10 protein-coding genes are annotated in these 11,748 nt (G+C 72.1%); 4 read left to right on the top strand and 6 right to left on the bottom strand.

Annotation, left to right across the window (positions count from 1 at the left end):
• The first annotated feature begins 1,039 nt into the window (after window positions 1–1,039).
• Window positions 1,040–2,434 (top strand): MFS transporter, encoded by a 1,395-nt coding sequence (locus IE242_RS32235; protein WP_189865684.1) that lies wholly within the window; start codon window positions 1,040–1,042, stop codon window positions 2,432–2,434.
• A gap of 10 nt (window positions 2,435–2,444) precedes the next feature.
• On the opposite strand, the gene IE242_RS32230 is transcribed toward IE242_RS32235, so the two are convergent.
• The 6 genes from IE242_RS32230 to IE242_RS32205 all read right to left on the bottom strand — a co-directional run bounded on the left by IE242_RS32230 (window position 2,445) and on the right by IE242_RS32205 (window position 8,974).
• Window positions 2,445–4,367 (bottom strand): helix-turn-helix domain-containing protein, encoded by a 1,923-nt coding sequence (locus tag IE242_RS32230; RefSeq protein WP_189865682.1) that lies wholly within the window; start codon window positions 4,365–4,367, stop codon window positions 2,445–2,447.
• 64 nt (window positions 4,368–4,431) lie between these two features.
• Window positions 4,432–5,232 carry a 3-hydroxybutyrate dehydrogenase gene (locus IE242_RS32225; RefSeq protein ID WP_189865680.1) on the bottom strand — a complete coding sequence of 267 codons (801 nt, stop codon included), beginning with the start codon at window positions 5,230–5,232 and terminating at the stop codon, window positions 4,432–4,434.
• Between the two features lie 60 nt (window positions 5,233–5,292).
• Window positions 5,293–5,766, bottom strand: a complete 474-nt coding sequence (locus IE242_RS32220; RefSeq protein WP_189865678.1) for an NUDIX hydrolase — start codon at window positions 5,764–5,766, stop codon at window positions 5,293–5,295.
• A gap of 128 nt (window positions 5,767–5,894) precedes the next feature.
• Window positions 5,895–7,508, bottom strand: coding sequence for an apolipoprotein N-acyltransferase (gene lnt / locus IE242_RS32215; protein ID WP_189865677.1), 1,614 nt, complete (start codon window positions 7,506–7,508; stop codon window positions 5,895–5,897).
• Between the two features lie 52 nt (window positions 7,509–7,560).
• Window positions 7,561–8,124 carry a hypothetical protein gene (locus IE242_RS32210; protein ID WP_189865675.1) on the bottom strand — a complete coding sequence of 188 codons (564 nt, stop codon included), beginning with the start codon at window positions 8,122–8,124 and terminating at the stop codon, window positions 7,561–7,563.
• 76 nt (window positions 8,125–8,200) lie between these two features.
• Window positions 8,201–8,974, bottom strand: a complete 774-nt coding sequence (locus IE242_RS32205; RefSeq protein WP_229859728.1) for a glutamate racemase — start codon at window positions 8,972–8,974, stop codon at window positions 8,201–8,203.
• 73 nt (window positions 8,975–9,047) lie between these two features.
• Between IE242_RS32205 and IE242_RS32200 the strand changes: the two genes are divergently transcribed.
• The 3 genes from IE242_RS32200 to IE242_RS32190 all read left to right on the top strand — a co-directional run.
• Complete coding sequence (locus tag IE242_RS32200) at window positions 9,048–10,217, top strand: glycosyltransferase (protein WP_189865671.1); 1,170 nt, start codon at window positions 9,048–9,050, stop codon at window positions 10,215–10,217.
• A gap of 209 nt (window positions 10,218–10,426) precedes the next feature.
• A complete protein-coding gene (locus IE242_RS32195; protein ID WP_189865669.1) occupies window positions 10,427–10,891 on the top strand; it encodes a DUF6643 family protein in 465 nt (154 codons plus the stop codon).
• Window positions 10,892–10,936: 45 nt separating this feature from the next.
• Window positions 10,937–11,748: MOSC domain-containing protein (locus IE242_RS32190; RefSeq protein WP_189865713.1), on the top strand; the 812-nt coding region annotated here is incomplete at its 3' end.

The raw sequence follows: 11,748 nt of genomic DNA, 5'->3' as shown, positions 1-11,748 counted from the left end.
AGCCCGCACCCCGGTCGCATCAGGCACATCGCGAGAGATCACCCTAATGAGCCGAAGTCAGTAGCGGGAAGCGGTCGGAGAGTCATCTGCACAGCTCAGCAACGCACATCCGCCCGGCCTGCCAGGTCATGGGGCCATCTGGTCTCTTGCGGGACATCTGACCGCAGCGGAGCTGCCCAATGAAGCGCCAAACACACGACAGTCACGGAGCGTATCGGTCACGGTGGCGGGCTTCGACGCACTGCCACCAGTGACGACAGCCCTCCCTGGGGAGAATCTGGGGAGTATCCACGCCACTGGGGAGCGTATGGGGAGGATCGACCGCATAAGACGGCACGCCCGTGAAAGACACTGAAAGACGTAACATGCCAGGTCAGCCACGGGCATGGTCGAATCACCGCAGGTCAACGCCGCTATCTGGACAACTTCACGACGAAGTCCACTTGGCCACGCAACGCAGCCTTCCCGCTCGGCGACCAGTCCAGCCGTCTGCACGGCGACCTACGTCAACGTCATCGGTAGCGCTCGTACCACAGCACGACCTACGGCGTCCGAGGGGTCCTACGCGGATCTGTCACCACAGGATGAGCATCATGAGCGTCGAGACTAATGCGCTTCGCCTCACACGACGCCGGCGCCCTTTCGGATCGAATTCGTCACCAACGACTCACCAATCCGCTTGTTCACCACGTAACCCGTGCCCGGTTCGAACCTCTTGCCGGAGTTCTACGCAGCGTAGTCAGCACCAAGTCAGCACGGGAGGGGTGGGAACGGGTGATGACGTGGGCTTTTAGTCAGCACGAAACCAGCACGGGAGTCAGCACAGCGCCTCCAAACCATGCCTCAATAGCGCAACTCGGACACCCTTCCTCTCGGCCTCCCTCAGGCCATCGAGGAGATCTCAGCACCCTCCCCATGGTGGACGCACGCACTCCCGCCCCCAGAACTATGGTGTCCCACCACATACGCCTCTGACCTGCGCATTCCTACGGTGTGGCGACACACAACCGTCCCCGTCAACCGCCAGGAAGTGGTGCCGATGTCCTCCCCCGCTGCCGCTCCACCGACCCCGTCCAACCTCCGACGCATCGTCGCCGCGTCCCTCATCGGCACCACCATCGAGTGGTACGACTTCTTCCTCTACGGGTCCGCCGCCGCCCTCGTCTTCAACAAGCTCTTCTTCCCGGACTCCGACCCGCTGGTCGGAACGCTGCTGTCGTTCCTGACCTATGCCGTGGGGTTCGCGGCCCGCCCGCTGGGCGCGCTGGTGTTCGGGCACTACGGCGACCGGCTCGGCCGGAAGAAGCTGCTGGTGCTGAGCCTGCTGATGATGGGCGGGGCGACCTTCGCGATCGGTCTGCTGCCCACGCACGCCACCGTCGGCACGGCCGCGCCCGTCCTGCTGACCCTGCTGCGGCTCGTGCAGGGCTTCGCCCTCGGTGGTGAGTGGGGCGGTGCGGTGCTGCTCGTGTCCGAGCACGGAGACGCCCGGCGCCGGGGGTTCTGGGCCTCCTGGCCTCAGACCGGGGCGCCCGCCGGGCAGCTCCTCGCCACCGGTGTCCTCTCGCTGCTGACCGCCGTGCTGTCGGACGCCGCCTTCGACTCCTGGGGCTGGCGGATCCCGTTCCTGCTCTCCGGGGTACTGGTGATCGTGGGCCTGTGGATCCGGCTGTCCGTCGACGAATCACCCGTCTTCCGGCAGGCGCTGGAACAGGCGGAGGCCAGGAAGGCGGTGGCCAGGAAGGCGGAGGACGCCGCCGAGCGGCTGCCGCTCGTCGCCGTGCTGCGGCACCACTGGCGCGACGTACTGATCGCCATGGGCGCCCGTATGGCCGAGAACATCAGCTACTACGTCCTCACCGCCTTCATCCTCGTGTACGCCACCACGTCGGCCGGCGTCTCGAAACAGACGGCCCTGAACGCAGTCCTCGTCGCGTCCGCCGTGCACTTCGCCACCATCCCGCTGTGGGGCGCCCTCTCCGACCGCGTCGGACGCCGTCCTGTCTATCTGCTGGGCGCGGCGGGGGTCGGTCTGTGGATGTTCCCGTTCTTCGCCCTCGTCGACACCGGCGACTTCGGGTACCTGCTCCTCGCCGTGACGGTGGGGCTCGTCCTGCACGGCGCCATGTACGCCCCGCAGGCCGCCTTCTTCTCCGAGATGTTCGCGACCCGGATGCGCTACTCGGGCGCCTCCATCGGCGCGCAGTTCTCCTCCGTCGCCGCGGGTGCGCCCGCCCCGCTGATCGCCACCGCGCTGCTGTCCGACTACGGCAGCTCGACCCCGATCGCGCTCTACGTGATCGCGGCGGCCGTGCTGACTCTGGTCGCGGTGGGAGTCGCCAAGGAGACCCGGCACCGCGACCTGACGGACCTCAGCGAACCGGCGGACGGCGAGTCCGCCGTCTCCCGGACGGCCGACGCGCGCAGCGTCTGACCGTCCGGCGTCAGCTCCGTATCGGTGACGACAACCGCCGCAGCCGCAAAGCCAGTTGAACCTCCAGCAGCCGGTCCGGGCGCTGCCAGTCGTCACCGAGGAGCCGGCCCACCCGCTCCAGCCGCTGGGCGACGGTGTTGACGTGCACGTGCAGCTCGTCCTTCGTCCGCACCGGGCTCATCCCGCAGGCGAAGTACGCGTCGAGCGTGCGCAGCAACTCCGTGCCGCGCCGCTCGTCGTACGCGATCACCTCGCCTATGGTTCGCTCGACGAACCGGGTGACGTCCCGGTCGCCCGCGAGCAGCAGCCCGAGGAACCCGAAGTCCTCGGCGGCGGCCCCGTCGCCGGTACGGCCCAGCAGCCGAAGCGCCTCCAGGCACCGCCGCCCTTCGGCGTACGCGGTGGCCACGGTGTCCGGCCGGGCGGTGAGGTCATCGACGGGCGCGGAGGCACCGACGGTGACCGCCTCGTGGACGGCCGTGCCGAGGTGCACGGCCGTGCGGCGGGCCAGCTCCGTCGCGGTGACGTCCGGCGTGAGGGGCAGCAGCAGAACGGTGCCGCCGTCGCGGGCGGCGGCCAGTCCGTGGCGGGTGGCCGCGAGGTGGGAAGCGGCGGACCACAGCCGGCGGCGGGCGGCGGCCTCCTGGTCGGCGTCGGCGGGCGGGCCGTCGATGCGGGCGGCCAGCACCACATGGGCCGCGTCCAGGTCGGCGTGGAGGCGGGCGGCGCGCTCGCGCAGCAGGCGCGGATCGCGGTGGCGGGCGTCGAGCAGGTCGTCCAGCAGTTCGCCGCGCACGCGCCGTTCGGCCTCGGCGGCCGAGCGCCGGGCGAGCAGCAGCAGGGAGGTGACCATGGCGGCGCGCTCCAGGGTGCGCTGGTCCACGGGGTCGAGGCCCGGACGGGCGCGCAGCACGAGCGCGCCGAGCAGTTCACCGCCGGCCGCGACGGCGGCGACCCAGTCGTCCCGGTGCCGTACCGCGTGGCCCTCGGCCCGGGACGCCTCCAGCGCCGCGCCGGGTGTGGCGTCCGCCTCGGTGAACTCGACGGTGCCGCCGAGGATCCGGGACACGGCGGCGGCCACGTCATGGACGCCGCCGCCGCGCAGGACGAGTTCGGCGAGCCGGTCGTGGACCTCGGCGGCGCGCTCGATGACTCCGCTGCGGTCCTGGATGATCTCGTTGGCCCGCTCCAGGTCGGCGAGGGCCGAGCGGGTCTCGGTGAGCAGGTTCGTGGTGTCGATGGCGGCGGCCGCGAGCGCGGCGAACGAGCCCAGGAGCGCGATCTGTTCCCGCTCGAACACCCGCGCGCGCCGGTCGGCGGCGAACAGGACGCCGATGACGTGCGGGCCCAGCATGAGCGGCACCCCGAGGATGGCGACCAGTCCTTCGTCCCGGACGCCCGCGTCGATGGTCATGGTGTGCCGGAAACGGGCGTCCTCGAAGTAGTCGTCGGTGACGTAGGGGCGGGCGGTCTGGGCGACGAGCCCGCCGAGCCCCTCCCCCATGCCGAGCCGCAGCTGCTGGAAGCGCGCGGCGACCGACCCCTCGGTGACCCGCATGTACGTGTCGCCCCGTTCCGGGTCGTTGAGGCTCAGATAGGCGACGTCGGTGGCGAGCAGGGAGCGGGCGCGCTGGACGATGGCCCGGAGCACGGAGTCGAGGTCCCTGAGGCCCGCCAGGTCGTGCGCGGTCTCGAAGAGCGCGGACAGCTCGGCCTCACGCCGGCGTCTTCCCTCCATCTCCGAACGGACGCCCAGGGCCAGCAGTTTGGCCCTCTCGAGCGCGGCGACCCGTTCGGGCGGGAGGCCTTCGGCGCGGGCCAGGAGCACCGGCTGCTCGTACGCGTCGGCGGACGCGCCCCTGGCGAGAAGCTCCAGGAACGGTGCCTCGACGCCGCCGGAGGCAAGGACGTGTGCACGGGATTCGCGGGACATGGTCACAGCATCGCGTATGGCACGGACGGGGCGGCCGGGCCTGTGGAAAACTCGGCCGGCCCGCTCAGTGGGCGGTCCATCCGCCGTCCAGCACCAGCGACGTACCGGTGACGAAGGACGTGTGCGGGCCGCACAGGTACGCGATGGCCTCGGCCACCTCCTCCGGCTCGATGAGCCGTTTGACGGCACTGTCCCGCAGCAGGACCTCGGACAGGACCCGTTCTTCCGGAATGCCGTGGGTGCGGGCCTGGTCGGCGAGCTGCTTCTCTACTAGTGGGGTGCGCACATAGCCCGGGGACACACAGTTGGAGGTGACTCCATGGGGTGCGCCTTCGAGGGCCACGGTCTTGGAGAGGCCTTCGAGTCCGTGTTTGGCGGTCACATAGGCCGACTTGAACGCCGAGGCGCGCAGCCCATGGACGGACGAGACATTGACGATACGGCCCCACTTCTGCCCGTACATGTGGGGCAGTGCCCCGCGGATCAGCCGGAAGGGCGCCTCCACCATCACGGTCAGCACGGTGCGGAAGACGTCGGGCGGGAACTCCTCCAGGGGACTCACCAGTTGGAGGCCCGCGTTGTTGACGAGGACGTCGGTGCCGGCGGCGGCGAGTTCGGCCGCGTCCAGGTCGGTGAGGTCGAGGAGGTGGGGTTCGACGGTGCCCGGGAGCCCCTGGGCCCGCTCGGCGAGCGCGGCCAGTCCCTCGGCGTCCCGGTCGACGGCTCTGACCTTGGCCCCGGCGGCGGCCAGCCGCAGCGCGCAGGCACGGCCGATACCTCCGGCGGCACCGGTGACGAGGGCGGTACGGCCGCCGAGGTCGGCCGAGGGGGCGTGGTGGCCCGAGAGGGCGCGGGGCGCGGTCATGCCCCGACCCTAGGCAGCGCCGTAGCTCTGACCGATATGGTCAGCACCCACACTTCGCCCTCAGGTCATAGGGGCGAACCATGTGGGTCCGTCGAATATGGCCTGCTTGATCCGCAGCATGGCGAACTCGTTGAGGTCCGGCAGCGCATCCACCGCGAACCATCCGACGTCCAGTGACTCGTCGTCGTTCACGCGCGCCTCGCCGCCGACGGCCCGGCAGCGGAAGGTGATGTCCATGTACTGGCAGACATCGCCGTTCTCGTAGTGCACCGGGTCGAGGGCCTGGACGAGAACGACCCGCTCGGCGACGCAGCGTACCGCCGTCTCCTCGAAGACCTCCCGGACCGCACAGGCCGCCGGCTGTTCCCCGGGCTCCGGGATCCCGCCGATGACCGCCCACCTGCGGGTGTCGGAGCGACGGTTCAGCAGCACCCTGCCCTGGTCGTCGAAGACGAGGGCGGTCACTCCGGGAAGCCAGAGCAGCTGGTGGCCGGCGGTGGCACGGAGCTCACGGATGAAGTCGGGAATAGCCATGAGGCGACCCTAACGGGCTGGGCCGCCCTGGTGCTCCCGCTCCAACGCCCGGGCACGGTCCGTACCCGCCCCGGCGGGTTCCGCACCGCGCACGGCCGATGCGTGACCGGTGCACCACCGCCTCATGGCTACGCGCGGCCGGCGCGCCGTCCGCGCACCCCTGCCACGACAGCCCAGCCGAGGCCGCCGGCGGCGACGAGCACCAGCAGCACCTCGGGCAGCACACCGAGCCGGGTCGCGGGGGTGTCGGAGGAGCGCAGCGGCACCTCCTGCACCAGGGAATCGGCGACGAACATCCCGGTACGCTGCGTGACCGTTCCGTCCGGCATGATCACGGCGCTGACGCCGCTGGTCACCGGCACGGTGACGGTGCGGCTGTGCTCGACGGCGCGGACGCGGGACATGGCCAGCTGCTGGTAGGTCATCTCGCTGCGGTCGAAGGTGGCGTTGTTGCTGGGCACCGAGATCATCTGCGCTCCGGCGGTGACGGTGTCCCGCACGGCCCAGTCGAACGCGGCCTCGTAGCAGGTGGCCAGACCGACCTCGGTGCCGTCCAGGGTGAACACCCCGGGCTCGTCGCCCCGGCTGAAGTCCTGGCGGACCATGGAGGTCCACTCGTCGTTGATCGCGCCGATCAGCGAGCGCAGTGGCAGGTACTCACCGAAGGGCTGGATCTGCCGCTTGTCGTAGGTGTCGGTGGGGCCCTTCTCCGGGTCCCAGAGGATCTGCTGGTTGTAGAGCCTGCCGTCCTTCTCGACGACGCCGCCGACGGATATGGGGGCGCCGATCTCCTTGGCGGCGGCGTCGATGACCGCGTACGCGTCCGCGTTGGTGAACGGGTCGATGTCGGAGGAGTTCTCCGGCCAGAGCACGAAGTCCGGCTGCGGCACCTTGCCGGCCTTCACCTCGGCGGCCAGGCGCTCGGTCTCTCGGGCGTGATAGTCGAGCACGGCGCGCCGCTGGGAGTTGAAATCGAGTCCCGCGCGCGGGACGTTGCCCTGGATGACGGCCACGGTCGCGGTGCCGTCCTCGGCCTCGTCGCTCACCAGGGTGCGGGCCGCGAGGGCACCCACCACGGGCACGGCCACACTCAGCAGGGCCACGGCCGCCGCCGCCCGCCGTACGGCACGGGTGTGCCGCCGCTCGACGGCCAGGCGCACCGCCTCGTACAGCCCGAAGCCGCACAGCACGACCGCGAAGCCGAGCACCGGGGTGCCGCCGAGCGCGGCGAGCGGCAGGAACACGCCGTCCGCCTGCCCGAAGGCGATCTTGCCCCAGGGGAAGCCGCCGAACGGCACGCGCGCGCGTGCCGCCTCTCCCGCGACCCAGAGGGCTGCCGCCCACACCGGCCGTCCGGGCAGCCGCGAGACGGCCGCGATACCCGCGCCGACCAGCGCGACGAAGACCGCCTCGATGACGGCGAGCGCCAGCCACGGTCCGGGGCCCACCTCCACCCCGGTCCACACCAGCAGCGGCAGCAGGAACCCGAGCCCGAAGAGGTAGCCGAGTCCGAGGCCCGCCTTCCAGGTGCGGCCGCGCAGCACCCCGCCGAGGACGGCGAAGGCGGGCACGGCCAGCCACCACAGGGTGCGCGGCGGGAAGCTGACGTACAGCAGCACTCCGGAGAGCGTGGCTGCGGCGGCGGGAGCGAGTCGGCGCGCCAGCCGTGCCGCTCGCGGCGCGGGCGCGGACTGGGGGTCGAGCTGGTCCGGCTCGTCCACGGATGTTGCGGTGGCGGTCACCCAGGGAGTGTACGGCGGGTGCCCCGCGCGCCGGACGGCGCCCGGCGAGGGCTCAGCCCTTGGCTCCGGACGCCGTCCGCCGCAGCCGGGCGCGGATGATCCGTACGGCAGCCTCCGCGTCGTCCACCGTGATGGTGAACGTGTGGCCGTCCCAGAGCCGCAGCACCACCGCCTCGCCGCGCCGTACGACGACGGCGGTGCCCTTGTCGGGCCGCCAGCGATAGCCCCAGCCGCCCCAGTGACGGGGAGTGACGCTCGGCGCGAAGTCGACACCGGCCACCTGGGAGAGGGGGATGCGGCGACGTGGCACTCCCATGTGGCCGCAGCGCACCTCGAGGAAGTCCTGGTCGATGTCGACCTTCACGGCGACGTGCACGAACGCGATCGTGCCGAACAGGACGAGCAGTCCCGCGGCGATGCAGCCGGCGGCCGACATGGCGAGCGCGATCCCGGGCGCCCAAGCCGAGTCGACGGCCAGTCCGATGCCGAGAGCCATGCACGCGGCGCCGCCGAGCGCCAGCACCCACTGACCGTGGTTGGTCGCACGCCCGGTCCAGACCTCGGAGTGACCGGCACCCTCAGGGGTGCCCTTGTCGCCGTGGGGGTACTCCCTCATATCTATGAGAGTACTCACGTTCCGCTACGCGGACACTACTTGACGTGGGCATGAGGTCCGGGTGACCCGGCGCGGCTCACCGCACGGGGCTGCCGACCGCCCGCAGGAGACGTCCCTCCTCGTACGCCAGCGCGGGCGCGGGCAGCTCGGCCTCCCGGCCGCTGAGGAGCACCGTGAGTCCGGGGACGGCACCGGCCTCGGAGACCGGGTGCTCGCCGATCCGGCGCAGTGCCTGGGCGGCCACGGCATCGGCGGAGCAGTGCAGTGCGAGCCGCGGGAGGCCGGGCTGCTGCACCGCCGCGCGGATGCGCTCGGCGACCAGTTCGTAATGGGTGCAGCCCAGGACGACGGCCCTTACATCGGGCGGCGTGAGGGCGGCCGCGGCGGCGATCGCGGCGTCGATGGCCGCCTCGTCCGCGTGCTGGACGGCTTCGGCCAGTCCGGGGCAGGCCACCTCCGTGACGGCCGCCGAGGAGGCGAACTCGCGGATCAGTGCCTGCTGGTAGGGGCTGCCCGTGGTGGCGGGCGTCGCCCAGATGGCGACGGAGCCGCCGTCCGCCGCGGCCGGCTTGATCGCGGGCACCGTGCCCACGACGGGCAGTCCGGGTTCGAGGCGGGCCCGCAGGGCGGACAGCGTGTGCACGGAGGCGGTGTTGCAGGCGACGATCAGAACGTCGGGGCGGTGCGCGGCGGCCGCCTCCGCGACGGCGAGGGCGCGCACGGTGAGGTCCTCGGGCGTGCGCGGCCCCCAGGGCATGCTGTCCGGGTCCGAGGAGAGCACGAGATCGGCGTCGGGTCGCAGACGGCGTATCGCGGCGGCGGCCGGGAGCAGCCCGATTCCTGAGTCCATGAGCGCGATCTTCACCTGGTCACCATAGTCGATCCGCTCCGTGGGGCCGTCGCCGTGGGGCAGACTGCGACGGGTGACCGCCCTCACGTGGACCGCCGCCGGTTCCCTGGCCGTCTGGCTGTGGCTGCTCCTCGGCCAGGGCTTCTTCTGGCGCACCGACGTACGGCTGCCGCCGTGCCGGGAGCCGGACGACTGGCCGTCCGTCTGTGTGGTCGTCCCCGCCCGGGACGAGGCGGCCGTCCTGCCGTTGAGCCTGCCCTCGCTGCTGAGCCAGGACTACCCGGGCCGCGCGGAGGTGTTCCTGGTCGACGACGGCAGTACGGACGGCACGGGCGAGCTGGCCCGCGACCTGGCGCGCCGCCACCCCGGCCTGCCGCTCACCGTCTCCTCGCCCGGGGAGCCGCCTGCGGACTGGACGGGCAAGCTGTGGGCCGTACGCCACGGCATGGGCCTGGCACGCGCGCGTGGGCCCGAGTTCCTGCTGCTGACGGACGCGGACATCGCCCATGGACCGGGCAGTCTGCGGGGGCTGGTGGCGGCCGCGCGCACGGGCGGCTACGACCTCGTCTCGCAGATGGCCCGGCTGCGGGTCGCGAGCCCCTGGGAGCGGCTCGTCGTGCCCGCCTTCGTCTACTTCTTCGCGCAGCTCTACCCGTTCCGCCGGGTCGGAGTCCGGGGCTCGCGCACGGCGGCCGCGGCCGGCGGGTGCGTCCTGCTGCGGGCGGACGCCGCCGAGCGGGCCGGTGTCCCGGACGCCGTCCGGCAGGCCGTCATCGACGACGTGGCGCTCGCGCGGGCCGTCAAGGGCAGCGGTGGGCACATCTGGCTGGGACTCGCGGAGCAGGTGGACAGCGTGCGGCCGTATCCGCGGCTGCGGGACCTGTGGCGCATGGTCGCGCGCAGCGCGTACGCCCAGCTCCGGCACAGTCCGCTGCTTCTCGCCGGCACGGTGGCCGGGCTGGCGGTGGTCTATCTGGTGCCCCCGTCGGCGTTCGTGGCGGGTCTCGCCGCGGGCGGCACGGCGGCCGCGGCCTGCGGTGGACCGGCGTGGCTGCTGATGGCGGCGACGTACGTGCCGATGCTCCGGTACTACCGGCAGCCGCTGTGGCTGGCGCCGCTGCTGCCCCTCACCGCGGCGCTCTATCTGCTCATGACGGTCGATTCCGCGGTACGGCACTACAGGGGGCGCGGCGCGGCCTGGAAGGGCCGCACCTACGCGCGCCCCGCACCCGAGCAGCGTTGAGCGGGAGAAGTGCGCCGGTCGCGTCGAGAGCCTCCGGGTCGACTCCCGGTAACCCGCCCGGAACTTGCCCTTTACCCGATACGGGCGCAGCGTGCTGCACCTTTTCGCCGCGTTCGCTCACATTGGGGAACGGAAGTCACTGCGGACATGTGAAACAACCCTCTTATCGGGCTCCCCAACCAGCACATCGTGGGCTTAACTTATGTGCCATGACCTCCCCCCGCTCCACCTACGGCGGTGGCTACTACTCCGCCTCGTCCTTCTCGGACACCCCCATCTACGACTCCCTCGTGGCCGAGCGGGGCACCCCGCAGATCGCCCCGATCCGAGTCCCCGCGGCGTACGACACTCCGGGCGGCAACCTGCCCGCGCTCCCGTCCGCGCTGCCCGCGCTGCCCGCGGCACCGTCCCAGCCGGCCCCCGCGTACGGCTACCCGCAGGCCCCGCAGCCGGTACCGGTGCCCGCCCCCGCGCCGATGCACCAGGCACCGGCCCCCTACATCCCGCAGCAGCCCGCCGGCCCGCGCGGCTTCCCCGGTGCGCACCCGCAGCCGCAGCCGCCCCGCCCGATGGCGGCCGGTGCGGGCTACGAGGCGATGCGGCCCACGGCTCCCCGCCCGGCCCCGGCGCCGTACCAGGACCCGTACAACGGGCAGCAGTACCGCGGCTACTGACGGGTTCCGCACGGGGTTGTCAGTGCCCTCGGGCAGGATGACCCCATGAAGAATCCGTCGCTGCACTCGATCCACGTCCACCCGCTGAAGGCGGCCCGGGGCATCACGCCCGACGAGACCGCGGTGGAGCCCTGGGGGCTGGCGGGGGACCGCCGCTGGGTGCTGATCGACGGAGCGGGCAAGGTGATCACCCAACGCTCGTACCCGCACATGGCCCTGGCCGCCGCCGAGCCGTCGCCCGGCGGCGGCCTCGTGCTGTCCGCGCCCGGCCGCGCGCCGCTGACCGTCGCCGTGCCCGAGCCGGCCGTGACGACGACGGTGGAGATCTGGCGGGACAAGGTGGAGGGGGTCCCCGCCGATGCCGCGGCGCACGCCTGGTTCAGCGACTACCTGGGCGTCGGGGTGCGCCTGGTCCACCTCGACGACCCGGCCACGCGCCGCCCGGTCGACCCGGAGTACGGACGCCCGGGCGAGACCGTGAGCTTCGCCGACGGCTACCCGCTGCTGCTCACCACCCTCGCCTCGCTCGACGCCCTCAACTCCCTGGTGGCGCAGGGGGACCGTCCGGAGGAGGGCCCGCTGCCCATGAACCGTTTCCGGCCGAATGTGGTGGTGGCGGGCACCGCCGCCTGGGCCGAGGACTCCTGGCGGCGCATAGCGATCGGCGAGGTCACGTTCCGGGTCGTCAAGATGTGCGGCCGCTGTGTGGTGACCACCACCGACCAGGACACCGGCGAGCGCGGCCGGGAGCCACTGCGCACCTTGGGACGCCACCGCCGCTTCGGGGACAAGCTGGTGTTCGGACAGAACCTGATACCGGAGTCCACCGGCACCGTCCGCACCGGCGACCCGGTGCG

This window comes from Streptomyces poonensis (genome assembly GCF_014650915.1).
Taxonomy (GTDB): Bacteria; Actinomycetota; Actinomycetes; order Streptomycetales; family Streptomycetaceae; genus Streptomyces; species Streptomyces poonensis.
This window is presented reverse-complemented; position numbering and strand designations above follow the sequence as displayed.

Bases quoted from the DNA above. Each gene is read 5' to 3' on its own strand.
- IE242_RS32235 (WP_189865684.1), top strand. From the start codon at position 1,040: ATGTCCTCCCCCGCTGCCGCTCCACCGACCCCGTCCAACCTCCGACGC.
- IE242_RS32195 (WP_189865669.1), top strand. From the start codon at position 10,427: ATGACCTCCCCCCGCTCCACCTACGGCGGTGGCTACTACTCCGCCTCG.
- IE242_RS32205 (WP_229859728.1), bottom strand. From the start codon at position 8,974: ATGGACTCAGGAATCGGGCTGCTCCCGGCCGCCGCCGCGATACGCCGT.
- IE242_RS32220 (WP_189865678.1), bottom strand. From the start codon at position 5,766: ATGGCTATTCCCGACTTCATCCGTGAGCTCCGTGCCACCGCCGGCCAC.
- IE242_RS32225 (WP_189865680.1), bottom strand. From the start codon at position 5,232: ATGACCGCGCCCCGCGCCCTCTCGGGCCACCACGCCCCCTCGGCCGAC.
- IE242_RS32230 (WP_189865682.1), bottom strand. From the start codon at position 4,367: ATGTCCCGCGAATCCCGTGCACACGTCCTTGCCTCCGGCGGCGTCGAG.
- IE242_RS32210 (WP_189865675.1), bottom strand. From the start codon at position 8,124: ATGAGGGAGTACCCCCACGGCGACAAGGGCACCCCTGAGGGTGCCGGT.